Annotated in this window: 24 protein-coding genes and 1 pseudogene; 12 read left to right on the top strand and 13 right to left on the bottom strand. The window is 71.5% G+C overall.

Annotated features, from left to right (window positions below):
* Positions 1-109: 109 nt before the first annotated feature.
* The 4 genes from AC5WAM_RS00335 to AC5WAM_RS00320 all read right to left on the bottom strand — a co-directional run bounded on the left by AC5WAM_RS00335 (position 110) and on the right by AC5WAM_RS00320 (position 2,328).
* Complete coding sequence (locus AC5WAM_RS00335; protein WP_495523770.1) at positions 110-313, bottom strand: cold-shock protein; 204 nt, start codon at positions 311-313, stop codon at positions 110-112.
* A gap of 373 nt (positions 314-686) precedes the next feature.
* Complete coding sequence (locus tag AC5WAM_RS00330) at positions 687-878, bottom strand: hypothetical protein (protein ID WP_495521065.1); 192 nt, start codon at positions 876-878, stop codon at positions 687-689.
* 230 nt (positions 879-1,108) lie between these two features.
* Positions 1,109-1,516 (bottom strand): hypothetical protein, encoded by a 408-nt coding sequence (locus tag AC5WAM_RS00325; protein ID WP_495521064.1) that lies wholly within the window; start codon positions 1,514-1,516, stop codon positions 1,109-1,111.
* A 146-nt stretch (positions 1,517-1,662) separates the two neighbouring features.
* On the bottom strand, positions 1,663-2,328 hold the full coding sequence (locus AC5WAM_RS00320) for a pyridoxamine 5'-phosphate oxidase family protein (protein ID WP_366795566.1): 666 nt from the start codon (positions 2,326-2,328) through the stop codon (positions 1,663-1,665).
* A 71-nt stretch (positions 2,329-2,399) separates the two neighbouring features.
* Here AC5WAM_RS00320 and AC5WAM_RS00315 point away from each other — a divergent pair, with 71 nt between their 5' ends.
* Complete coding sequence (locus AC5WAM_RS00315; RefSeq protein WP_495521063.1) at positions 2,400-2,567, top strand: hypothetical protein; 168 nt, start codon at positions 2,400-2,402, stop codon at positions 2,565-2,567.
* Positions 2,568-3,093: 526 nt separating this feature from the next.
* On the opposite strand, the gene AC5WAM_RS00310 is transcribed toward AC5WAM_RS00315, so the two are convergent.
* Positions 3,094-4,080, bottom strand: coding sequence for an alpha/beta fold hydrolase (locus AC5WAM_RS00310; protein ID WP_495521062.1), 987 nt, complete (start codon positions 4,078-4,080; stop codon positions 3,094-3,096).
* Positions 4,081-4,223: 143 nt separating this feature from the next.
* On the opposite strand from AC5WAM_RS00310, the gene AC5WAM_RS00305 reads away from it, so the two are divergent.
* Positions 4,224-4,853, top strand: a complete 630-nt coding sequence (locus tag AC5WAM_RS00305) for a helix-turn-helix domain-containing protein (protein ID WP_495521061.1) — start codon at positions 4,224-4,226, stop codon at positions 4,851-4,853.
* A gap of 288 nt (positions 4,854-5,141) precedes the next feature.
* Here AC5WAM_RS00305 and AC5WAM_RS00300 read toward each other — a convergent pair whose 3' ends face one another.
* Together AC5WAM_RS00300 and AC5WAM_RS00295 are read right to left on the bottom strand one after the other, a co-directional pair.
* Positions 5,142-5,480, bottom strand: a complete 339-nt coding sequence (locus tag AC5WAM_RS00300) for a DUF1707 SHOCT-like domain-containing protein (RefSeq protein WP_366795570.1) — start codon at positions 5,478-5,480, stop codon at positions 5,142-5,144.
* Positions 5,473-6,045: a helix-turn-helix domain-containing protein gene (locus AC5WAM_RS00295; protein ID WP_495521060.1), complete on the bottom strand. Its 573-nt coding sequence runs from the start codon at positions 6,043-6,045 to the stop codon at positions 5,473-5,475. Before AC5WAM_RS00295 ends, AC5WAM_RS00300 begins: the two co-directional genes overlap by 8 nt.
* A gap of 430 nt (positions 6,046-6,475) precedes the next feature.
* On the opposite strand from AC5WAM_RS00295, the pseudogene AC5WAM_RS00290 reads away from it, so the two are divergent.
* A pseudogene (locus AC5WAM_RS00290) lies at positions 6,476-7,051 on the top strand (class I SAM-dependent methyltransferase); the annotation flags it as partial.
* A gap of 95 nt (positions 7,052-7,146) precedes the next feature.
* On the opposite strand, the gene AC5WAM_RS00285 reads toward AC5WAM_RS00290, so the two are convergent.
* From AC5WAM_RS00285 to AC5WAM_RS00275, 3 genes are all read right to left on the bottom strand, one after another.
* The gene (locus AC5WAM_RS00285) at positions 7,147-7,665 is read right to left on the bottom strand and encodes an Imm63 family immunity protein (RefSeq protein ID WP_495521059.1); all 519 of its coding nucleotides are present in this window, start codon (positions 7,663-7,665) and stop codon (positions 7,147-7,149) included.
* A 249-nt stretch (positions 7,666-7,914) separates the two neighbouring features.
* On the bottom strand, positions 7,915-8,247 hold the full coding sequence (locus AC5WAM_RS00280; RefSeq protein ID WP_366795574.1) for a hypothetical protein: 333 nt from the start codon (positions 8,245-8,247) through the stop codon (positions 7,915-7,917).
* A gap of 759 nt (positions 8,248-9,006) precedes the next feature.
* Positions 9,007-9,786: an SDR family NAD(P)-dependent oxidoreductase gene (locus tag AC5WAM_RS00275; RefSeq protein ID WP_495521058.1), complete on the bottom strand. Its 780-nt coding sequence runs from the start codon at positions 9,784-9,786 to the stop codon at positions 9,007-9,009.
* 472 nt (positions 9,787-10,258) lie between these two features.
* Here AC5WAM_RS00275 and AC5WAM_RS00270 point away from each other — a divergent pair, with 472 nt between their 5' ends.
* The 4 genes from AC5WAM_RS00270 to AC5WAM_RS00255 all read left to right on the top strand — a co-directional run bounded on the left by AC5WAM_RS00270 (position 10,259) and on the right by AC5WAM_RS00255 (position 15,217).
* Positions 10,259-11,074 (top strand): SDR family NAD(P)-dependent oxidoreductase, encoded by an 816-nt coding sequence (locus AC5WAM_RS00270; protein WP_495521057.1) that lies wholly within the window; start codon positions 10,259-10,261, stop codon positions 11,072-11,074.
* 279 nt (positions 11,075-11,353) lie between these two features.
* Positions 11,354-12,859, top strand: coding sequence for an FAD-binding oxidoreductase (locus tag AC5WAM_RS00265; protein ID WP_495521056.1), 1,506 nt, complete (start codon positions 11,354-11,356; stop codon positions 12,857-12,859).
* A gap of 339 nt (positions 12,860-13,198) precedes the next feature.
* Positions 13,199-13,522: a hypothetical protein gene (locus AC5WAM_RS00260; RefSeq protein ID WP_495521055.1), complete on the top strand. Its 324-nt coding sequence runs from the start codon at positions 13,199-13,201 to the stop codon at positions 13,520-13,522.
* A 1,119-nt stretch (positions 13,523-14,641) separates the two neighbouring features.
* Complete coding sequence (locus tag AC5WAM_RS00255) at positions 14,642-15,217, top strand: dihydrofolate reductase family protein (RefSeq protein WP_495521054.1); 576 nt, start codon at positions 14,642-14,644, stop codon at positions 15,215-15,217.
* Positions 15,218-15,429: 212 nt separating this feature from the next.
* On the opposite strand, the gene AC5WAM_RS00250 is transcribed toward AC5WAM_RS00255, so the two are convergent.
* Together AC5WAM_RS00250 and AC5WAM_RS00245 are read right to left on the bottom strand one after the other, a co-directional pair.
* Positions 15,430-15,621: a hypothetical protein gene (locus AC5WAM_RS00250; RefSeq protein ID WP_495521053.1), complete on the bottom strand. Its 192-nt coding sequence runs from the start codon at positions 15,619-15,621 to the stop codon at positions 15,430-15,432.
* 528 nt (positions 15,622-16,149) lie between these two features.
* Positions 16,150-16,683, bottom strand: a complete 534-nt coding sequence (locus AC5WAM_RS00245) for a GNAT family N-acetyltransferase (RefSeq protein WP_495521052.1) — start codon at positions 16,681-16,683, stop codon at positions 16,150-16,152.
* 491 nt (positions 16,684-17,174) lie between these two features.
* On the opposite strand from AC5WAM_RS00245, the gene AC5WAM_RS00240 reads away from it, so the two are divergent.
* Entirely contained in the window at positions 17,175-17,588 is a 414-nt protein-coding gene (locus AC5WAM_RS00240) for a hypothetical protein (protein WP_495521051.1), read from the top strand.
* Between the two features lie 2 nt (positions 17,589-17,590).
* Positions 17,591-17,899: a transcriptional regulator gene (locus tag AC5WAM_RS00235; RefSeq protein WP_495521050.1), complete on the top strand. Its 309-nt coding sequence runs from the start codon at positions 17,591-17,593 to the stop codon at positions 17,897-17,899.
* A gap of 81 nt (positions 17,900-17,980) precedes the next feature.
* On the opposite strand, the gene AC5WAM_RS00230 is transcribed toward AC5WAM_RS00235, so the two are convergent.
* Positions 17,981-18,526 (bottom strand): hypothetical protein, encoded by a 546-nt coding sequence (locus AC5WAM_RS00230; RefSeq protein ID WP_172384740.1) that lies wholly within the window; start codon positions 18,524-18,526, stop codon positions 17,981-17,983.
* 1,222 nt (positions 18,527-19,748) lie between these two features.
* Here AC5WAM_RS00230 and AC5WAM_RS00225 point away from each other — a divergent pair.
* The 3 genes from AC5WAM_RS00225 (at position 19,749) to AC5WAM_RS00215 (ending at position 23,351) form a co-directional block, all read left to right on the top strand.
* A complete protein-coding gene (locus tag AC5WAM_RS00225; protein ID WP_495521049.1) occupies positions 19,749-21,161 on the top strand; it encodes an erythromycin esterase family protein in 1,413 nt (470 codons plus the stop codon).
* Positions 21,162-21,426: 265 nt separating this feature from the next.
* Positions 21,427-22,143, top strand: coding sequence for an XRE family transcriptional regulator (locus tag AC5WAM_RS00220; RefSeq protein ID WP_495521048.1), 717 nt, complete (start codon positions 21,427-21,429; stop codon positions 22,141-22,143).
* 29 nt (positions 22,144-22,172) lie between these two features.
* Positions 22,173-23,351 carry a M20 family metallopeptidase gene (locus AC5WAM_RS00215; protein ID WP_495523769.1) on the top strand — a complete coding sequence of 393 codons (1,179 nt, stop codon included), beginning with the start codon at positions 22,173-22,175 and terminating at the stop codon, positions 23,349-23,351.
* Positions 23,352-23,457 lie beyond the last annotated feature (106 nt).

Genomic DNA, 23,457 nt, shown 5'->3' with positions numbered 1-23,457 from the left:
CGCCCCGCCCCGCGGCACCGCCCGCCGGACGGGGCGGGGGCACATGACACCACAGACCGCCCCGCACCCGCACCCGGCCGTGAGCGCCGCCGGCCCGGGTGACGCACGCTCACAAAGGAACGACGTTCACGGCCTGCGGGCCCTTGGGCCCCTCCTCCACCTGGTACTCGACACGCTGACCCTCCCGCAGGGTCCGGTACCCCAGCCCGATGATCTGCGAGTGGTGGACGAAGACGTCCGGACCGGAGACGTCCGGCGCGATGAAGCCGTACCCCTTCTCGGCGTTGAACCACTTGACGGTGCCGAAGTTGATCAGATCGCGCCGGGCGTCCACCGCCCGCACGCTCTCGGCCCACGCCGGGGCGCAGGGCGCGAGCAGGGCACCCAGGACGAAAAGCGGCACGCAGGCCGCGGCACGGCGGCGGGCGGAGTGGCGCATGACGGGGCCTCCAGGCGGGAGATCGGCCGGGCCGCCCCCGCGGCGGATACCCACCACACCGCTCGGCGACTCGTGCGACAAGGCTGTACGCGCCCTCACCGTGCGCGCGGAACCAAAGCCCCGCAAGCCCGAACGACCATCCGGGCGACACCCGCCACCAGCACCGGTCACCCCCATCGCCGCGCCCGGCATCAGCACCCAGGACAGCACCCCGAGTGCGCCGATCTGCCCGGACAACCCTTGAGGATCAGGCAGCGCGGGTGTAACGGTCGGCGCCCCCGGTGCGCTCGGCCGTCAGGCGGGCCTCGGCTCCTTCCCGGCCCAGCACCCGGCGGCGCGGCGCGGCGGCGCCCTTGCGTGCTTCGCGTACGAGCCGGTGGCGGGCGGCCTCCTGGGCGAGCTCGGCAGCGCGGAACTGGTGGATCTCGTAGCCGAACATCTTCTTTCCCCCTGCGGTGCTGGTGTCTCGCTCCCTGCGATGACTCCACTGTCGCTTCCCAGGCGGGTCCGCCACATCGGGAAGGTTCCGCATCTTCCAGCGGGGCGGGGCCTTAGACGTAAGGAGGCGCCTTAGCCCCCTGCCCGGTCCCCTGGCGCCCGGCAGGCATGCCGGAGCCGGACCGGAGCCCTGGCCCTCGGCCGAGCTGCTGCGCGGCCCCCGGCCTGCTGTCAGCCGGTCGGCTTGGTGGCGACGGCGACGGTGGCCGGGCGGGGGATCTCGGCGACGAAGCCGCTCGCAGGCAAGGTCCGCACCGCCGGGCGGGCCGGTGTGCCGGGCGGGCGGTGCGGGAGGCCGGTGTGGTCGAAGACCGGCTCCAGCAGGCGCCAGCTGCTCTGCGGGCCGAGTGCGTGGAAGCGGCTGGCCAGGCCGAGCGTGGCGCCGAGGCAGTCGACTGCGGCGCCCCGGGCCGCCGACGTGGTCGGGCTGTGGACGGTGAAGGGGCCGTACATCTCGGTGAGGTGCCGGTCCACCGCGTGAGGACGGAAGAGACCGGCCAGTTCGGGGCGGCCCAGGTGGGAGGAGGCGTGGCGCGTCGTGCTGTGGAGGTCGACGACGTCGCGGAAGAAACGCGCCATCGGCCCGGAGGGGGCCAAGCGTGGACCACGACGCTTCCGCCCGGCCGCACCACGCGCCGCAACGGCACGGCCTTCGGCGGCCGGCGCCGCAGCGCCTCCCGCGCGGCCGCGGGGCGCGGGAGGCGTGGGGCGCGCCCGCGTCCGGTTCACTCGTAACGCAGGCGCAGCGACTCCCGTTCGGCCTCCTCGACCTGTTCGACCGTCAGGCCCGGCAGGTTCAGCTGGGCCAGCGTCACCTCGGCGCTGGCGGGCTGGGCGTCGGCGGGCACCCACTTCTCCGGCTGCCACGCGTGGGCGCGCATCAGCGATTTGGGGCAGTGGGGGTAGACCTGTTCGACGTGCACGACCAGCGCGGTGACGGGCGGCTTGCCGACGGGCGTGAGCTGTTCGAGCAGTTCCGGGCGGGCGGAGACACAGGCGCGGCCGTTGACGCGCAGTGTGGTCGGGCGGCCGGGGATGAGGAAGAGCAGTCCGGCACGTCCGGTCTGCAGCACGTTGTGCATGGTGTCGAGCCGCTTGTTGCCGGTCGCGTCGGGGATCACCAGGGTCTGCTCGTCCAGCACGGAGACGAACCCGGGCGGGCCCCCGCGCGGCGTCACGTCCGCCCTGCCGTCGGCGTCGGCGCTGCCTATGAACACCAGGGAGGAACAGCCGATCAGCGCGCGGGTCTGGTCGGTCAGGTGGTCGATCTCCTTGCGCAGTGCGTTCGGGTTCGGCTGCGAGTAGAGCTCGGTCAGCTGATCCGGGCTTGTGAGAGCGTCCGCCCGCAGGGCGTCGAAGAGCAGGCCGGTGGTCCCCGTATCGATCATCATGGGAACGACCCTAGAAGACGACCGGGGCAGCGCGGAGCCCAGCGCGTGATCCCGCCCGCTGGAGAGGGCTGATGCGTCCTCCGCGCCGCGACCACGGCTACGCATACGGGGGCGAATCGGAGGACGGCGAGGACTGGTCCCCCGAAGAGCACCTGCTCCAGGCGTGGCCCGCCCCCCTCGCACCGCTCATCGACTGGCAGCTCCAGGACGCCTTCGGCGCCGAACTCCGCGCCGGATGAACGGACAAGGACCCAGCGTGCCGCCTGCGGTGACCGGGTCCCGTTTCCCTCTGACCCGACCGGATGCCCCGCAGGCGGACCTGATCCACGCTCAGGCTGGCGGTACCCGGCCGGTGTTCGGCGTGTGCGGCAGGCACCTGGCGGGGCGGGGGCGCATGCGCCTCGGACTGGCTGAAGGACGAGAGCCGGGAGGGCGGGGCGACATCGTGCCCGGCGGGCCGGTGAAGTGCTGCTGCCGGACCAGGCTGCGTTCCCCCTGGGACAGGAGGGGCGGGCCGCCGGTCAGGGCGGCGTACAGCCCGGCTGAAGGCGATCAGCTGTCCGCCGGCGGGCCCGGACTGCCCGGGTGGCGCGAACAGATGGGCGCACGGCCGACGGGGCCACCGCCGCGGTCCTGACCGCGGTCTGCGCCACCAGCGTCTTCGGCGCCGTACGCGTCTCGGCGTCAGCGAGCAGAGCGGCGTGTGCTGCCTCGGCGCGGCCTGCCCGGAACGCACCGCCGAACTGCTCTGGCAGTTGGCCTGGTTCAGCTCTGCACCGTGGTGAGCCAGTCGGTCAGCAGGCGGTTGACCTCGGCGGGGCGTTCCTGCTGGATCCAGTGGCCGCAGCCTTCCAGGAGGTGGGAGGCCGACAGGCGGGGGAGGGTGGTGGGGTAGGCGTCGAGGGCGTCGGCCATCCAGGTGGTGGAGGCGTCCAGGGCGCCGCCGATGAACAGGGCGGGCTGGGTGAGCGGGGCTCCGCGGTGGGGCGTGAGGTCTTCCCAGTCGCGGTCCATGGCGCGGTAGCGGTTGAGGGCGCCGGTCAGGCCGGTGCGCTCGAACTCCGCGGCGTAGACGTCGAGGTCGTCCTCGCTCAGCCAGGCCGGGAGCGGCCCGGCGGGGAAGCGGTCGCGCAGCCGGCCGCCGCGGGCGACGAAGTGCGGGTCGGGCTCGCCCTCGGCGGGCATCGTGTCGGCGGACAGGGCCGCGTAGAAGCCGGCGAGCCAGCTGCGGACGTCGGGCTCGATCTCCGCCTCGGCACGGCCGGGCTCCTGGAAGTAGGAGACGTAGAACTCCTGCTCGGGGCCGCCGATCCGGCCGAAGACGTCGGTGGGGCGGGAGCCGCCGGGCGGCGCGTAGGGCACGCTCAGCAGGCCGACCGCGCGGAAGACGTCGGGGTGGAGCAGGGCGGAGGCGGCGGCGATGTTGGAGCCCCAGTCGTGGCCGACGATCACCGCGCTCTCCTCGCCGAGGGCGCGCACGACGGCGACGTTGTCCTCCACCAGGTCGAGGAGGCGGTAGGCGTCGGTTGCGGCGGGCCTGGAGGAGCGGCCGTAGCCGCGTACGTCGATCGCCGCTGCCCGGTACCCGGCCGCGGCGAGGGCCGGGAGCTGGTGGCGCCAGGAGTACCAGAACTCGGGGAAGCCGTGCACGAGCAGGACCAGCGGGCCGGTGCCCTGCTCTGCCAGGTGCAGGCGCCCGGCCGGGGCCTGGACGGTGCGGTGGCGCGGTGCGGCGGTCGGCTCGGATCGCATGGGACTTCTCCTCGGTTCGCGGGCGGCCGGCGGGAACCCGTCGATCATGCGGCGCCGCGGCCGCCCGGCGCGATCAGCGTTGCCGGTCTGGCAAGGTTGCAGGACAGGGCGATCAAGCGGCGCGGCGGGAAGGAACGGGGCCGATGGCAGGTGACGACGTGACCCGGACGCTGGCGGCGATGGGGCCGCGGCTGCGGGCCGTGCGCGAGCGCCGCGGCGTCACGCTCGCCGCTGTCAGCCGCGCGACCGGCGTCTCGTCCAGCACGCTGTCGCGGATCGAGACCGGCCGGCGCAAGCCCACCCTGGAGGTGGTGCTGCAGCTGGCGAAGGAGTACGAAGTCTCCCTGGACGAGCTGGCCGGCACCGCGCCCGCCCCTGCGGCCGGGACCCGCAGCACGGTGCCGCACAGCTTCGGCGACGACAAGGCGGTCTTGCCGCTGACCCGGTACGTCGGCGGCCTGCACGCCCACAAGCACGTCCTGCCCGCCGTCGAGGAGCCGCCCGCGCGGCCCCGCCAGAGGGCCCACGAGGGCTACGAGTGGCTGTGCGTCCTGTACGGGCGGTTGTGGATCGCACTCGGCGACCAGGACCTCGTCCTGACTGCCGGGGACGTCATCGAGTTCGACACCCACACCCCCCACGGAGTCGCCAACGCCGGATCCACCGGACCGGTCGAGTACCTGATCATGTTCGGGCCGCAAGGAGAACGCCTGCGGCTGCGCACCCCTCCAGCCGCTGGCCGCGGCACTGGTGACAGCAAGACTGCTGGATGAGCAGCCGGCGTCACCCGCTGCCTCCGGGCGCGCGAGCGCGGCGCATCCGTGGCGGCCCGGCTCGCCGCCGACACCTCGCTCGGCGCCGCCGACGGCCTCACATTCGACTTCAACCGCGCGGTGTTCACCCACACCTCCGAAGCGCACCGGCTCACCGCGCAGGCACTGCAGGCCGAACTCGCCCGCATCCACGCTCTTAAGCTGCCGGACCCGCCGGGACCGTCCGCGCGTGGTTCGCCGAGGAGGGCTGCCAGGCAGAGCTCCGCGTCCAGGAGCGTCTTCCTGGGATCACATCGGTGGGCTTCCTCGGCGTGCCGTGCGCTGGCAGATGAGCCAGTAGATGAGTGCCGCTGGCGGTGACGTACACAGCAGGATGATCAGCAGGCGTGAATCGATCACGGGAGCGGGTGGTGCGGGCGCTTGCGTCTCACCCGGCAGATCCTGCACGAGGGCATCGAGTTGATCGCGGGTGCGTGCTTCGCAGGCCATGGCTACGCGTTCTTCCAGCTCAGGCAGTGTCAGCCTGCCGCATGCGTAGTGATGTTGCAGCTGTGCCTCAACGCGGTCGCGCTCGGTGTCACTGGCTCGTAAGGCGGGGTCTGCCGTGGAGTCTTCGCTGTCATTCATGAAGGCCTCTCGGGTTCGGGGCGGGGCGGTCGTGCAGGTCGACGACCGCGATGACGACTCGGGTCCAGGTCCCTGGGGCGTCGTGGTCACCGAATCGGGTGGCGAGCTGTTCGATGTGGCCGCGCAGTTCGGCGAGTGCTTCGTCGGTGAGCCGCAGTGCGCCGCGGTGGAGGTCGACCTCCCGTCGCCCACCGGCCTGTCGGGAGCGGCAGGCGGCGTTGATGTCGGCCCGGGTGGCCTCCAGCATCGAGCCGAGGAAGTCCGCCAGCTCTTCCGGGTCCGCGGCGTCGCCGGGAGGTTCGCTGACCGCGGGGGCGTAGATCCGCTCGACTTTGCCGCGGGCCAGCGGCCTGTACTCGCAGATCTCGATCAGCCCGGCCCGCTCGAGCCGGCCCAGGTGGTAGTAGAGCCGGTCCGCGGGAAGCTCGACCCGGTCGGCAAGCTCACGTGCGGACTGCGGCGTCTCCCACAGGCCTTCCAGGATCCGGATGCGCAAGGGGTCGGCGAGCGCCTTGTGCACGCCCTTCCACCGCTTGGGCGCGTCGTCGGGACGCTTCGCACTCATCGTCCTGCCCCTCATCATTGTACTGATCTGCAATCGTTGGAAAATCCTACAACCAGCAGGCGGATGCGGCTAGTTGAGGCGGGTGATGGGTGACCGTTTCCGGGGCGGTGTCGGTCCAGTGCGTCGGCTGTCGCGTGGCCGGTGGTCGCAGCGTTATGCCTGCGGGCGTGCCCCGATCGGGCGCGGAAGACCGGGGGCCAGGTGGGCCCTGGCCCCGGTGGCCCGGAGCGCGCCGCTGCCGGGCGCGGGCGCGAGGAGCTTCTCCCGCGTGGGCTGCGAGCGCGAGGGCGGGCCTGCTCCAGCGTCAGCCGGTGCCAGGGGTGCGGAGCGGCTGTGCGCAGGGCCGGCAGCGCGCCCCCTGCACGGTCTTGCTGTTGCCCCGCGAGCCCGGGCGGCCTGGCTCAGCTCCGGGGGCAGAGGAGGGGAGGCCGGGCTGGGCTGCGGCGCCGGCCAGTGGTCCAGGGCGCTCGCCGCCGAGGGCGCCACCGTGGTCGGGCTCGACCTGTCCGAAGCCCAGCTCGCCGCAGCGGCCCGCGCGAGGGGAGCGGCCCGCTACCCGCTGGTGCAGGGCGCCGCCGAGCAGCTCCCCTTCGCCGCCGACAGCTTCGACCTGGTGTTCTGCGACTTCGGCGGGCTCAGCTGGGCGCCCCCGCACCTGGCCGTCCCGCAGGCCGCACGCGTCCTGGGCCGGGGCGGACGCCTGGTGTTCAACGTCGCCAGTGCGTGGTTCGAAGCCTGCTACGACGAAGCCGCCAGCCGCGTGACCACGACGCTGCAGCAGGACCACTTCGGGCTGAACACCATCGCCGAAGGCGACGGCGCGACCAGCTGTCAACTCACCTACGGCGACTGGGTCAGGGTCCTGCGCGGCGCGGGTCTCGTCATCGACGACCTCATCGAGCCGCGGCCCGAACCCGGAACACCCAACGGCTACAACGAAACCGACCCGCCCGACTGGGCCCGCCGCTGGCCGGCGGAACTGCTCTGGGTGACCCACAAACCGTGAGTTGCGCCCCACCGGGACGGGAAGGCACCTCACAGCCGTCGTCGCACGCCTCACGCGGCCGACGGTGGTGCGGGCAAGGCCGGGGGCGCGGAGAATCAGTACGGTTCGCGCAGCTTGTCGCGCAGGGTGCGCCAGCGCCGGGCGAGGAAGGACTCGTCGGCGGTTTTGACCGCGGCCCATTCGGCGAGGGGGTGGGCGTCCACGTCCTGGAGCCGGACTCCCGGGCATCGCACGGGGATGTCCGCCCGGAACTCCTCGGCCCACTGGTCATCGAGGAGACGCAGGAGGGCGACCTGCTTGGCGTTCCAGCCGATCCGCGTGTCGCGGTCCTCGGGCCACCGGTCCCGCTGGCCCAGCTCCCAGCGCATGGCCATGGATCCGGTGGCGTCGAGGGCGACCCAGTGCATGGCCTCGTGAAGGTCCTCGGTGGTGGTGGGGCCGCATCTCACGCCGCGCTCCATCAGGGTCCAGTGGATGACCCCGTCGTGGACTTCGATCCAGGGGTAGGAGCCGTCGCGGATGGTGAACCCGACCAGGTCGTACGTGCGCCCGCCGTAGAGCTTTGCGGACATCTCGTGCACCGCGGTGCGCACATCCTCGATCGTTATCGTCATAGTGACGATTATTGCACCTGTTCGATCCGCGCCCGCATCCGCCCGACGTGACGCGGGGGCGCCCTGCTCTCCTGCCGCCTCGTCGGGGCACGCGCGGAGACGGCCCGCGGGGCCGGCATCGGCGACGACGCGCTGCCAGGGGCCGATGGGCGAAGCGCGTCCGGCCGGAGTGCGGCCGCCGGTGCCGGGGGCGGCGGCGGGCTGATCGTCGGTACACGACCCGGCGCCGCCCCCGGCAGGGGAACTGGGCTAGCCGAACTTCACGAAGGTCGGGAAGGGCGCCGAGAACGTCTCGAAGTTCCGGGAGCCGACGAACCCGGCGAACACCGTGCAGGTGCTGTTCGTGTACATGGTGGCGTCGGTGTCGGTGTCGTTGTGCGCATCGCGTGCGCCACCGCTGACGGCGATGCATGTGCCATTGGGCGTGGGGACGTTGAGGGTCGTCTCGTGCCCGTTGTCCGCCCGCGTGTAGAAGAACGTGCCGGTGGCGGCCTGGGCGTTGCTGGTGGACAGGCCCGTGACCAGCGCGGCGGCCGCGCCGATGGCCAGAGTCGCCCTGCTGATTCGGTTGAGTGCACGCATGAAGGGTCCTTCCCCTCTTGTCGTGGTCAGTGAGAATCACGCCGCAGTTGCAGGATCCACCCTGTATAGGCAGAGCTGGGGGTTTTAGCAAATAATCACCCGAATGAATGATATTGCGGCTTCCTCTCAACCGTCAGCGCCTGGGAGGGAGGGCGCCCCGACGCGCGTCGTTGACGGGGAGCCCGGCAGGCCAATCCTCATGCCCGTTGGCCCGTTGGCCCGTTGGCCCGTTGGCCCGTTGGCCCGCCCGTCCTGACCGACCCCGGGGGGCCTGCGCACCGCCTGCGAGGCCGCGCAGCAGGAGCCGAAGCGCGTGACGACGCGACCGCGCCGGGCAGCCCCGGCACCCGCAGCGACCGCGGGCTCCCGCCCCCGCACGGGGCCACCGCGCCCCCCCCCGGGGCCACCCCGCCCCCGGGCCAGCCCTGGGCATCCTCGCCAACTGCCCCACAGCACACCCACCTGCGCGCCCCGCGGACCGGCGAGGACCAGCCAGCAGACCGCCAGACCGGCCGAACCACGGCGGGCACCGGAGCCACGCCCGGCGCGCCCGTCCGGCCGCACCTCAGGCAGGGCGCGAGCAGAGCGGTCCGCAGCTGCTTCCACGCGCGCAAGTGCCCGGCCGTGAGGGTGCTCTGAGCAGGTGGCTGAAGCCGAGTGCCGGTCCGTTCGGCCGCCCAGGCGCCGGGAGGACCGGCACCGCACTGCGCTGAGGCGGCCCGGGCCGGCGTCCCGGCCCCGGTACGCGCCCGCGCCAGGTCACCGGGGCGCGATCGGCCCGAGGTAGGTGCCGCCGGAGACGTCGATGCTCTGGCCGGTCACCCAGCGCCCCCGCGGCCCCGCCAGGAAGCCCACCACGTCCGCGACGTCCTCCGGCTCGCCGATCCGTCCGAGCGCGGTGATCGACTCAAGTGCGGCCACCGCCTCGGGAACCTCGGCGTAGTGGGCGATCATGTCGGTCAGCACCACCCCGGGTTCGACCGTGTTCACGGTGATCCCGCGTCGGCCCAGTTCGTTGGCGAGCGAGGGGCCAAGGGCGGCCAGCGCCGCCTTGGTGACGGTGTAGCCGATCTGGTGGGGGTCGGCGATCCGGGTGGACGCCGAGCCCACGTTGACGATCCGCCCGCCGTCCCGCAGCAGCGGCAGCGCCCGCTGGACCACGAAGACGGGCGTGCTCACGTTGATGGCCAGCAGCCGCTCGAACTCCTCCTCGGTCAGCTGCTCGATCGAACTGACCGAGTGAAGGCCCGCGTTGTTGACCAGGATGTCCAGGCCGTCCGCACCGTGACCGGCGAGCCCGGCAGCGAACCCGTCGAACAGCCGGTCCACCGCGCCGCTGTCACCGAACCGGGCCTGCACCGCGAACGCCCGGCCGCCCCTCTCGGCGATCTGCGCCACGGTCTTGGCAGCGGCCGCGTCGTTGCCGCCGTAGTGGACCGCGACCAGCGCCCCCTCGGCGGCCAGCCGCAGAGCGACCGCGCGCCCGATCCCGCGCGATCCGCCCGTCACCAGCGCGGTGCGGCCGTCCAGTTCCCCCATGAACGCCTCTTCCCTCGTGATGTCCCCGGCCGGATCCCGGAGCGATTCAGCCTAAGGGGACACAGCGCGATGCGGTGCCGGCCCAGCACCGCCCGCCCGGCTCGTCGAGCCCGGCGTCGACGCCGCAGGACAACAGCACCCCGAGCGCGGCGACCGTCTCCAGGAACGCCTCCTCGCTCCGGCCGGGCGGGTCCTGGCGGGATGGCGTACGTCGCCCATGAAACGCGGCACTCCCGAACAACAGGCCGACACCGGGCACTTCACGGCCTCCTCCGGCCAGGCCAGGCCAGCCCGGCTGGCCGGAGCAAGCCGCGATGAGGACACGTACACGGCGCACACGACTACCGCCCACCCCGCCCAACGCCAGCCGCCGCGCCGCCGAGACAGCCGCACCCGGCCGCCCCGGCAGCACCGCCCCTTCGTATGCTCGGCGTGCGGGGAACCGGAAGCCGATCTTCGGAGGCGAACGACCATGGCGGAACAGCGTGTTGTCCTGGTGACGGGCGGGGGAACGGGAATCGGGGCCGCCACCGCCCGGCTGCTGTGCGCGGCCGGGCACCAGGTCGTGATCTCCGGGCGGCGGCCCGAGCCACTGCACCGGGTGGCCAAGGAGACCGGAGCGCTGGCCCACCCCTCCGACGCCGGTGACCCCGAGGCCGTGCGCGAGCTCGTCGAGACGACGGTGACGGCCTACGGGAGACTCGACGGTGTGGTGCTCAACGCCGGCATCGGACGGGGCGGCGCGGTCGGCGACACCACGGTCGAGGACTGGGACGCGCTGATGCGGACCAACCTCACCGGCCCGTTCCTGCTGCTGCGCGCCGCACTGCCGCATCTGCTGGCCGCCCGCGGCGCGGTGGTGGCCGTCGCCTCGGTCGCAGCCCTGCGCAACAGCGCCGGCAACGCCGCCTACGCGACGTCCAAGGCGGCCCTGCTCCACCTCTGCAGCTCCCTGGCCGTCGACTACGGGCCCCAGGGCCTGCGGGCCAACACCGTGTGCCCGGGCTGGGTGCGCACCGAGATGGCCGACCAGCGGATGGCCCGGTTCGCAGCGGAGGCAGGCCTGGAGGGCGGCACCGAAGCGGCGTACGAGGAGGCAACCCTGCTGACCCCCGCCCAACGGCCGGGCGCCCCGCAGGAGGTCGCCGAGGTGATCGACTGGCTGCTGTCACCCGGCGCCTCCTACGTCAACGGCGCCGTCCTCACCGTCGACGGCGGACTGACCACGGTCGGCGTCGGCGGCGCCGCCTTCGACCACCACATCCAGACGCGCACCCCGCACCTGTAACGCAGACCCCTGACAGGGCGGCCGGCCCAGGCCTCGACGACGCTGCCGACCGCCCCTGGACGCCAGCCCCGGCCGCACCGCAGCCGCCCCGGCCGATAGCCCTCGCGGCCTGAGACTGAAAGGCCCCAGACCACCCCACGCAGCCGCACAAGCCGCACCCCGGCCCGCTTATCCACCGTTGAACCGCTGTTGATCACCAGATGCCAGCTTTCTCCGTGACGCCCCGGCGTCGCCGTATCCGTACGGCACGAGAGTTCACGAGAGACAAGGAAGCACCAGGTGTCACAGCAGCAGCCCGGCCGCCGCACCGCGCTCAAGGCCGCGGGGGCCGGCGCCCTCGCCGTCGCCGCCGGTGCGGTGGCCGCCGGCCCGGCGTCCGCCCAGGACAGCACGACCGCGACCCGGGGCGAGCACGCTCTGGACGCACAGCTGCGCCGCGCCCTGCCCGACGACCGGGTACTGGTCCGCGGGGACGCGGCCTACGACGCGGAACGCGCCGCCTACCACCGGGTCATCGACCACCACCCGGCGGCGATCGTCGTACCGTGCCACGCCGATGACATCGCCACCGCCGTACGCATCGCCTCCCACCACCGCGTGCCGATCGCCGTGCAGGCCACCGGCCACGGCATCGCCCGCTCGGCACACGGCGGACTGCTCATCAACACCCGCCGGCTCAAGCGCATCCGCATCGACACCGCCCAGCGCACCGCCGCAGTGAGCCCCGGCGTGGTCTTCTCCGAACTCATCGACGCGGCGGCCGCCCACGGCCTGGCACCCGCCAGCGGCTCGGCCGTGGACGTCAGCGTCACCGGATACACCAGCGGCGGCGGCCTCCCGGTGATCGGACGCACCGTCGGCTTCGCGGCCGACCACGTCACCCGCGTCGACCTGGTCGACGCCAAGGGACGCCGACGCAGGCTCACCCCGCACCACGACGCCGACCTGTTCTGGGCCGTGCGCGGCGGCAAGTCCAACTTCGGCGTGATCACCGAGATCGAGACGGCGCTCTTCCCCCTCACCCGCCTGTACGGCGGAAACATGCTGTTCACCGGCGGCGTACCCGAACTCCTCAAGGCCTACCAGAAGTTCACCCGCACCCTCACCGAACGCATGACGACCTCACTGGTGATCGTGAACGTCCCGGCCGACAGCCCGGCCTTCCCCGAGCCCCTGCGCGGCAAGACCCTCGCCAAGCTGCGCGTCGCCTTCACCGGCGACGCGGCCGAGGGCGAGAAACTGCTGCGCCCGCTGCGCGCCCTCGGCCCCGCCCAGGACAGCGTGGCCGAGATGCCCTACACCGACCTCGCGAAGATCTACGCCGATCCGGCGGGCCCGATCCGCACGCGCGAGCGCGCCGGTGCGCTGCGGGCACTGGACGACGCGACGCTCGGGCGCCTGCTGCGCGCCGCGGGCCCCGACGCCGACCGGCCCCCGATGGTCGTCGAGATCCGCCACCTCGGCGGTGCGCTCGCGCGTGCCCCCAAGCACCCCAACGCGGTCGGACCGCGCGACGCCGCGTTCAACCTGTTCGTCGCGGACGTGGCCCCGGATCCGGGCAAGGACGCCGCCCTCGAGGCCGGCCAGCAGCAGGTCTTCGACCTCCTCGGCCCCTCCCTGACCGGGCACACCCAGCCCAACTTCCTCACCGACCACGACAAGACCGCCACCCGGGTACGCCGCGCCTACCGACCACGCGACTACGAACGCCTCACGACACTCAAGCGCCGCTACGACCGGCACAACCTCTTCCGCGTCAACCACAACATCCCGCCCGCGGCCTGACCGGCCAGGAACAAGCAGGAGCCCGGCCGGGCCGGGCACCACACCCGCGGGCCGGGGCACGGCACCACGGCCTACGGCGCCGTCGGGCGGCTCGCGGAGGCCGTGCACCTGCGGGCGTGGAGGCAGCCGTGGACCGGTCCGTAGGGCGTTGGGTTCCCCGGCTTGAGCTGTGACCTACCCGGTGACCGGGAGATACCGGATGACGCGAGGCGGCTACGAGCAGATCCGGCTGCGGTGGACCAAGAACGAGCCGGGCCGGGTCGGCTTGATTGGTTCAAGTCCGGTGTGAGGAAGCCGCTTCGGGACCCCTCCCGGCCCACTGCCTCTACGCTCCGCGAAGTGACTTCAGCAAAGACGCGCAAACCACCGACGCCGGTCATGTGGGCGGTCGTGATCTGGGGGGTCCTGGCCGTCGCGCCGCTGGCGATCGTACTCGTCGCACTCATACAAGGTGCGCCGCAGTGGCTCCTGTTCGCCCTGCTCACGGCCCTGCCGGGCTCGATAGCCTGGGGGCTGTGGCAGGGGAATCGTGGTGCCAGGTTCTGCGGCATCTTCTTCGGGTTCATGACTCTGGGGCTGGGAATCCTGATGATTCTCCTGCTTGCCGTACCCCGGTCATCACGCGTCTGGTTTACGCCGTGGCTCTACGAGGAGGACGGATGAGCTGCCGGTGCTGATGACATGGTGTCGGCCGTACGGTGCCGGTATGGGCCGGGGGCGAGGAGTTCGGCTGCGGCTGATCGTCACCGTGGACGATGAGGACGCTCCGCGGTGGTGCTGGCGTTCGAAAGCACCGGCCCTCAGGCCCCGGCCGGCCGCCCCGTAGGCGTCCAGGACGTGCTCGACGCGCTCCCGCAGCTGTCTGAGGACGGCGGCGGTCCACACCTCGATCGAGGTGAGGCCATCAGAGCCGAGGCGCTGGCAGGCCGGCGCGGTGGAGTAGCCGGTCCCGGTGCCGATCTCCAGCACCGTGTGCACCTCCTGCACGTCGGCGTCGGCCCACATCCGCAGCACGAGCGAGAGCAGCCGGTGACCTGGAGCCGGTCCGCGCCCACGGCCGCAGACCGCTGCCGGGTGAGGGCCAGAACCTGCTGGAACTCGCGCGCGTTCCTCGGCCCGCCACCTCACCGGCGAGAGCACATCGGGCTGCCCCGCAGGCGCTCTACGCGTTCCACGGCCGCGAGACTTCCACTGCCGGTGGAGCAGGGGCAGGGCGAAGACACCGGCCGGCACGCGGGCAGCCCGGAGCCGACCAGGACCCGCGGCCAACCGCCCCGGGAACCGCCGCGCGTCCGGCGAGGCAAGCGCGCCCACCATCCCGCGAGCCGCCGCGAGGACGGGCGCGCCGCGGCGGGCACGCCGTTGCGCATCACCGGCCGCTCCTGGCCGCGTCGTACTCCTCGTGGGGAACCGCCGTGTGCGCCCGCCTGCCGGCCATTGCAAAAGAGCAGCGCACCGCTTGCGTTCATCTGCACACCCATTGCAACGATAAAGCCCACATCAGCTGCATAAACAACCCCGCATAAGGCCAACCCGATTGACCATTGAGTGAACGCACCATAGCGTTCCTCAGGCCGCGCAGCCCCGACCCCACACGGAGGCCCTGCCCCGGCTTCTCCACCCACGCAGGCCAACCGCGCCCGTCCCACAGCCGAGCCATGAGCACGGCGACGACAACCCACACCCGCACGCAGCCCGACACCGGTCGGCGCACAGCCGATACGGCTCTGCCCGCAACACACCCCTGCCCGGGTATCCACCGCGAAAGGAACGATCACTCCCATGGGGAAGCTCACCTACCTCGTACACCAGTCCCTCGACGGCTACATCGAAGGGCCGAACGGCGAGTTCGACTGGCCCGCGATGGGCCCGGAGCTCTCCGCGTACTCCCAGCAACTGACCCCTGAGGGAACGGTGTTCCTCTACGGCCGCAAGGTCTGGGAACTGATGGCCGGGTTCTGGCCGAACGCGGAACAGTACTCACAAGACCCGCACGACCTCGCCTTCGCCCCCGTCTGGCGCCAGGCCCCCAAGGTCGTGGTCTCCCGCACCCTGACGTCGGCCGACTTCAACACGCGCATCATCTCCGAGGACCCCGCCCAACAGATCACCGCCCTCAAGGACGCAGGCACAGACCTCGTGCTCTTCGGCGGCAGCGACCTCGCCGCCCACCTCACCGAACACCGAGTGATCGACGAATACCACGTCGTCATCCACCCGCTGCTCCTGGGAGCAGGACGGCCGGCCTTCCCCGCCGCCCCACAGCGCACAGCCCTGGAACTGACCGGCACCCGCTCCTTCGACGGCCGCACCACCCTGCTGCGCCACCAGCTTGTGACTGACGCCGACACGCACTGACCGGACGCGTGCACCCGTGACGCGCGTGTGGTCCCGGCCCGGGGGCCGTGCCAGTTGGGGATGGTTTCGCCGGTGAGGCGGCACCATCAAGTGGTGACGGAACCGGGCCGTACCGCCCTGCGCGAGATCCGGCGGGTGGCCAACGAGACCGTGCACCGGTACGGAGCCACGCGGTCTCGCGGCCGCTACCGACCGATGGCGCTCGCCCCAGGTCAGGCGGCGCGGGTGTAGCGGTCGGCGGCCGTGGTGCGCTGGGCCGTCAGGCGGGCCTCGGCTCCTTCCCGGCCCAGCACCCGGCGGCGCGGCGCGGCGGCGGTCTTGCGTGCTTCGCGTACGAGCCGGTGGCGGGCGGCCTGCTGGGCGAGCTCGGCGGCGCGGAACTGGTGGATCTCGTAGTCGAACATTTTCGTGTCCCCCTGCGGTGCTGGTGTCTCGCTCTCGGTGATGACTCCACTGTCGTTTCCCAGGCGGGTCCGGCACATCGGGAAGGTTCCGCATCTTCCAGCGGGGCGGGGCCTTAGGCGTAAGGGGGTGCCTTAGCCCCCTGGCCGGGCCTTGTGGCCGCTGGGCTGCCCCGCCCGTTCACTCCCGCTGGGGCAGGGCCATTGGCGGGTGTCCTCGCGGTGACCTTCGGCCTGCTGGGGCTGGCCAGCGGCTCCAACCGGAATCAGTCGCTGGCCGCAGTGCTCACCGGGAGCGCCGGTGTGATCTTCTTCGCCGTCCTCGCCGGAGGGATCTGAGGTCTCCGGCCTGGGCGGCAGCACTAGGCCGCCTGGCCGAACGCCTGCTCCCGCCGCGGGCGGGGCCGCACTCCGTCTGAGGGACAGCGGCCACCGCGGCCACCACGCCCGCGGTCACCACCGCTGGTCATCGAGCTCAGGGACGTATGAACAGCGGTCGGCTGTCATGTGGTGGCCGGTGGTGTGGCTGGTTCATGCCTGGAACTCGGTGAGGTCGATGGCGTGAACCTGCAGGGGATAGGCGTACTGCGGGTGCGCTGTCTCCCGCTCGGGCACCATGCCGAGCTTGCGGATGATGTTCTCGGAGGCGTGGTCACCCACCCGGCTGATACTGATGATGCGCTCCAGGCCGCGGTCCTGGAGCGCGAACTCCAGCGTGGCGTGGGCGGCTTCGGAGGCGTATCCCTGGCCCCAGAACGGTGAGCCGAGCCGCCAGCTGATGGCCACGGCGGGCCCTACTTCCGGCAGGAACCCGGGCACGGACAGACCCGTGAAGCCTGCCAGTTCACCCGAGGCCAGCAACTCGACGGCGAAGAGCCCGAAGCCCTCCTCGTCCCACTCCTCCTCCCACCGCTCGATTTCCTCTGCGGTGTGGTCCAGGTCGCGTACCGAGCCGTCGTCGATCCAGCGCATGACCCGCGGGTCCGCGTTGATGTCCGCCATCGGCACGAGGTCGTCGTCATGCCAGCGACGCAGGAGGAGGCGGGGGGTACGGATCTCGGTCATGGCGCCCATCCTGCCGAAGGAAACGGCCACAGCGGTAATCCGCCGCCCGGCCGTGCTGCTGCGCGGGGACCGCGCAGCAGCACGGCCGGGCGCAGCACACACCATGACCGGTCATGACCGTGGCCGCGTTGTTGCCGCGACCGGTGGGCCGCAGGACGGTGCCGGGCTGGCGGATGGCCCGGCCTGGAAGGCGAAGTGCTGGGCCGGGGAGCTGTCGCACGCGCGCAGCACGGGGTGGGGCAGTTCATGGCCGGCCTGGGCGACGGTGAGCTCGTAGGCGGCGATGGTGCGGCCGCAGACCTATCCGGGGGTGCTGCGGGTGCCGTTGAGCGGCACGGGGATCTTTTGATGGCATCGATACCGGGGACCGGCGCCCCGCCTTGGGCGGGACACCGATCGGCGGCAATCGGATCTCACCATCTAGTTGCCATTCTGGAAACTAGATGCGAGTCTTGCAACTGAAAGGAAGCGTTCCGCAGGAGGGATGAGTCGTGGAGCGAGAGCTCGATGCAGCCGGCCAGTTGGGGGTCATCGATGGAGCCCCTAACCTGAACAAGCCTGCCGGGATCGGCGAGCGCGTACTGGGGGTGGCCTCTGCCGCCGTTCTGCTGTCCGGACTGGCAGTCACCAGCGCGAACAGCACTCCGGTGGCGCTGGGCGTTCTGGTTCTCATCGCGGCTGTGGCGCTGATGATGGGGTGGTACTGGTTCCACCTGAGCGCCACCCGCCGCAGGCCTCACACCACCGCGGAGAACGCCTCGATCGTCTTCGCCACCGTGATGCTCGGTGCCCCGGGGTCCAAGATTCTGTGGGACAGCCCGGCGCCTCTGGCGGGATCCCTGGCCGCGGCGGCATTGCCGACCGCTGGTCTGCTGTTCTACCTCGTGCTGCGGTGGAGGCGCTGAGCATGGCGAACGAGCACCCCCGCACACACCTCGTGACGGTGATGCACTCACCCGTCCGCTTGGCGATTCTCGGCTCTCTGCGCCATGTTCAGCAGGTGACTTTCGCTGATCTGCGCGAGGCGCTGGGCCTCTCTGCTGCCGAGTTGTCACGGCAGCTGGGCATCCTGGAGAAGGATGAGCTGGTGGAGATCGCGAAGCTGCGCGAGCGGCGTCGGCCGGTGACCCAGGTCCGGCTCTCGGAGTCCGGTCGCGAGCGGTTCGAGGAATACCTCGCGCATCTTCGCCTGGTAGTGCAAGGGGATGTTCCCTGAGAGCAGGGTGGATTGGCTGCATAAGCCCGCCCACCCGGCTTTCACGCGGTTACACCCTTATGCCCACGGCCATCAGGGAGGCTACGCCCACGGCATCGCACACCAGACGGCATAGCCGCCCAGAGCGGACGCGAGGCCGACAACGCCGCCCTTCACGCCAATCTTGATGCCCCGCTTAGCGGCTTCTTTCGTGATCAGCTTGGCCGCCTCCTTCCAGTGCTTGCCCTTGATGGCATTCACGATGGCGGTGCTGGAACCCAGAATGCCGCCCAGGCCAACGCCCTTGAGGACGCAGGACGCGTAGCTGCGCTTGACGCGCTTCGATTCCGACTTGTTCAGGCCCGCGAACTCATCGGCCAGGGCGTCGGCGAGATCCGCGCCGTACTCGGCACGGGTCTTGTCGTAGTCGAACTTGCCCTCAGCGTCGTAGATCTTGCCGTCGAATATCGCCTCAAGGTAGCCAGCGAGCTCGTCGAGCTGCTGCTCCGTGGCACTGCCCGTGTCCACGGCGGTCGTCGGGCGGGCGTCCTGAGGGGCGGTGGCGTTAGCGATGCCGATGCCGGAAATGCCCACGGCGGCAGCACAGACGGTGGAAACGAAAGCGGTCCGAAGACGCATACGGTTCACGTACACTTCCCTTTGCGTGATAGCGCGCAGGGGCGGAGCCCGGCGAAGCCAACGGCCAGCGAAACCTTTCGGCTTCGCCTGGTTCCCCCTGCTTCTTACGTTGAGCCCTCGATGGTTTGGTCAGAACCTCCGAGCGGGCGTTACGAACGGTATCCCTAAGATCATTCTGTTTCAAATCGCGCCAAGGTGAGTGAGCTCACATCATCAGGGGGCATCTCGCCTTACTCTGCAGCAATTTGGGATACACAGGGACCTAAGGCCCTTGTGTAAAACCAAGGTTGAGCCCAAGCCTCCACAACTGGCCACTCCCATCCGGCCGGACCGGCCTCAACCGATACAGCCGTTGGTACTCACAACCATGGTTCGATCGGTCGCTGGACTCCGAAGAGCTGTTCACGAAGGCCCTGACCGATGAAGGATGAGCGCCCGTGAAACGAGCCCCACCGCCTGCGGGGACCAAGCCTGCTCATTGCCCGCCGCCGGGCCCGGCCCGCTACTCCACCCGCCTGCCGCCAGATGGAGCAGCCCAGGAGAGACCAAGGCTGTGGAAGAGGGCTTGACGTTCGGGTGGGGAGGCGTCATAGCGTGCGCGAGCGCCGCTCAGCCGCCGTCTTAGCCGTACGGGGACGCCGACGACGCATGGTTGGTAGGTGACGCGGTCGCGGTGTCGGCCTCCTCACCCACCAACAACCCGACTTCTTCCAGGTGCTGGCGGGCGGCGGCCACGATTTCCATCAGCCGTTCCGTGCGGGAGCGCGCGGTACGCGGCCCGCGCCCGCGCTCGTGACCCCCCTGTCGCCGATAGCCAGGCCTATCCGCAGCTCGAGCAGCACCTGGCGCTGCCCGTCCCGCAGCTGGGGCCACCTGCAGGGGCGGTCACGGAGCCACTTGCCGAGATCGGTGCTGCTGCCGAACCTACTCCACCTTGTCGCAGCAGTCCCACACACATCCGCACCACCAGTGCTGGAACTCGGCGTCGGCCCAATGCGCAGGCGAGGAAAACCCTTGCGCGGACACCGCGGCCGGCTTCGGCAACGCGGCCACATCACGCACCCGCACCCGGCCCCAGCGGGCCCTCACAGCGGCCGGGGCCGCCGCTGCGCCCGAGGTTCACCCCGCGACCAGGACCTCAGTCCCACATCGACGGTGTAGCTGACTCCCGGACCGGCCGGGGGGCCTAGTGGATGGCCTGGCGCGCCCCCGCGCGGCGAGAGTAAGGCCCATGACCACGCACAAGGCCTTGCTCGCCGTCCTCCTCGCCCCGCTCGGTGCCACCCTGGCCCTCGCCCCGGCCGCCTTCGCCACCACCCCGTCGGCCCCCGTCGCCGTACCGGCCCCCTCCGCCGCCGCGCCCGCCGCGCCCGCCGGGCCGGGGCAGGCCGCGGCCGCCGCGTTCCGCTCTCCCGAGACGGCCCTCGGCCGGGTGGCCCACCCGCTGCGCACCACCGAGCCCCGCGGCAGCCTGGCCGACCTCCGCCCGTTCGGCACCATGGTCGGCGACGCCCGGGTGGTGGGCCTGGGCGAGGCCACTCACAGCTCGCACGAGTTCTTCACCGTCAAGCACCGGATCCTGCGGTACCTGGTCGAGGAGAAGGGCTTCAGGGCCTTCGCCCTCGAAGCCCCCTGGAGCACCGGAGCGCGACTCGACGCCTACCTCACGCACGGCGAGGGCGACCTGAAGCAGATCATGGACGAGGAGTTCCAGGGCACCTACCGGTTCTGGAACACCGCCGAATACCGCGGCCTGCTCCAGTGGATGCGCGCGTACAACATCAAGCACCCCAAGGACCCCGTCCGCTTCGTCGGCGACGACAACGGATTCGCCGGCGCCGAGCTGTACGACAAGGTGAGCGCCTACGCCGCCAAGGCCCGCCCCGAACTCACCTCGCAGCTCACTCAGCTGTACCGGGGCCTGCGGCCCACCACCGACGCCGACACATACGTCAACGCATACCTGGCCAAGCCCCTGGCCGAACGCAAGCAGCTCGCCGAGCGGACCGGCCGGGCAGTGGACCTGCTCAAACAGCGCCCCGGCAAAGGCGCCGACGCATACGCCTGGGCCCTCCAGCACGCCACCGCGATCCACCAGATGACCACGCTGTACGCCTTCGACTGGGACGACCCGCAGGCCATCCCCGACGCCATGCGCTACCGCGACCGCGTCATGGCCGAGAACGTCACCTGGTGGCAGCGCCAGACCGGCAACAAGATCATGCTCGGCGCCCACAACAGCCACGTCGCCCTCAAGACTTACGCCCCCACCAGCCATCCGCAGGTCCAGGGCGACTTCCTCCGCAAACAGCTGGGCCGTGGCTACCTGAGCGTCGGCCTCACCTTCGACCAAGGCTCCTTCAACGCCCTCGGCCAGGACGGCGGCGTCCACCGCTTCGCCGTGGGCCCGGCCGAGCCCGGCACCGCCGAGCACACCCTCGACCGCGTGCGCTACCGCGACTTCCTCCTCGACCTGCGCGACACCCCGCCAACGGCCCGCACCTGGCTCGCCGCACCACACACCGTCAAGAACATCGGCGCCACCTACCCCGGCATCGCAGACGCCCCGCAGATCCAGCTCGCGAAGACACACGACGTCCTCATCCACCTCCAACGGGTGGAGGCAGCCCACATGCTCAAGTAACACCACGCCCACACAGCACGGTGGCAGCGCGACAGGCCAGCCCGTCCGACGCCCACCGCACCACCCCCGAACTCTGACGCCCTCTCGATGGTGATGCCTGCCGACCGTCGGTCCGCCTGGTGAGGCAGGGGGGCTTTCGTAGTGGGGAATGCCACCGGGCAGGGAAGGCTGCGGGTGCATGCCGGTAGGCGGGGGAGGGGTGGTGTCCGTGTCTGCGGCCACAGGCGGGGACTCGGCGCTCAGGCGGGCTCGGAATGCACGGAACATGACGCTGGAGGAGGCCGCCGACGCGCTGAACGCGATCACCGGCGGGGCAGCGGACGCGAGTCTGATGAGTGCGTGGGAGTCTGGTCGGCGCCGTACGGGCAAGCGGAACCGGGCGGGGCTGTGCCAGGTGTACCGGGAGCGCTCGGAGGTGCTGTTCGCCCATCAGGACGGTGCGGCCACCAGCGTGCTGGAGACATCCGGCACAGCGGTGGTGGTCAAGGTCCTCACCCGCTGGACCGACCTGATCGAGGCGATGGTCGGCGTCGTGGCCGGGGCATGCGAGCACCTGGTCGTGACCGGCTCCCGGTCACGGGAGAAGGCGTACTTGGCGGCGATCGAGACGGCCGTGGCCCAGCAGCCGGATCTGGTCCACTACCGGGTGCTGTACGGCCCACCGCGGCACCGGGCGCTCGCCGACCATCTGGTGCGGCTGCTGGAACTGCGCGATCCGTGCGCGCGCCGCAACGGCGTCAAGACGCTGCATATCGGGATAGTGGAGCAGGCTGAGGCGCTGGAACGGTTCTTCGTCGCTTCGGAGAGCGCCGCCGTGGTGCCGCTGCCCTCCTTTCACGGGGCAGAGGGATTCGACTGCGGCGTTCTCCTCAGCCGCGAGGGGGCGGTGGGGCTGCTCCACCATGGGCGGGAGGCGTGCGCGTCCGCGCGACCGGTGGAAACGATCGCGGCCGTCCGCGCACTGCCGGCGCGGCACAACTGACCGTGGTGGGGAGAAACGTGAGCAAGGACATGTCGCAAGCCGCCCAGGCCCGCACAGCATCCGTGATCGAACTGGCGAGCGAGCTGATCCGGCGGCCGAGCCGGGCAGGAGTCGACGACTACGGACCCGTTCTTGCCGTGCTGGAGGACTGGCTGGCTGACCGCTGCCTGCCGCACCGGCGCCTGCAGGACGCGGCAGGCGCGCTGGTGGGGTTGCTGGTGGAGATCCCCGGCGGGCGCCCCGGCCCCTGGTGGACACTGGACGCGTGCGTGGACACCGCCCCCTACGGTAACGAGAGGGCCTGGACATTCCCGCCGACCTGCGGCGACATCGTGGACGGCTGGCTGCGCGGCCGCGGTGCGGCCGACTCCAAGCTCGCCGCCGCCATGTTCTGCCACATCGCCGCCGACCTCGCGCCGGTCGCCGCCGGCCTGCGCGGCGGGCTCGCCGTGCTCCTGGACGTGGATGAGCACACCGGCAGCTTCGGCGGCGCCCGCGCCTACCTGACCGACCCCACTGCGCCGCGTCCCGCCGGGGTGATGATCGGGTACCCGGGCCTGGATGAAGTGGTGGTCGGCGGCCGGGGCCTGTGGCGGGCCACCATCGCCGTGCATGCTCCCTCCGGGCACTCCGGGTCCAGCAAGACCGTTATCGGCGCGATCTCCCGCGCCGCCCACCTCGTGCGGCTCCTGGACACCGCCGAACTGCCGGGCATGGACGACGGCTCGGGGTTCCCACTGCCGCCGAAGCTGACGGTCACCGCCCTCCACGGCGGACAGGGCTTCTCGGTCACCCCCGACCGGGTCGACATCAACGTCGACATGCGGACGACACCCGGCTTCGACGGGCACGACGCCGAAACCCTCATCCGCAAGGCCGCCGCTGAGCTCGACGCCGAACTGCCCGCCCCGAAACCCACCGAGATCACCCCGGTCGCCGCGTGGCCGCCGTTCCGCCTCGCCGAGGACGAGCAGCCCGCCGCCGCCCTCCTCGGCGCCGCCGCGCAAGCCGGGCTCACCGTCAGGGCCAAGACCGCGGGCCCCTCGAACATCGGCAATCTGCTCGCCAAAGAGGGCATCGGGGCCACAGCCGGTTTCGGCGTGCCGTACCAGGGACTGCACGGCATTGACGAGCGCGCCCACCTCGCCGAACTGCCCACGGTGTACGTCACATACCACCGGGCCGTGCTCGACCTCCTGACAGGCTGATATCCCAAGCGTGTCCCAGCTACCTCCCAGATCCACTCCCAGCAAGTCCCCAACTCCGTCTCTGGGAACAGATCTTGTCTCGCGGTGACATAGAGGCAGCACCACC

This window comes from Streptomyces sp. JLYT201, assembly GCF_059448825.1.
Note: the sequence above shows the minus strand (reverse complement) of the source record. Positions and strands in the feature narration are given on the sequence as shown.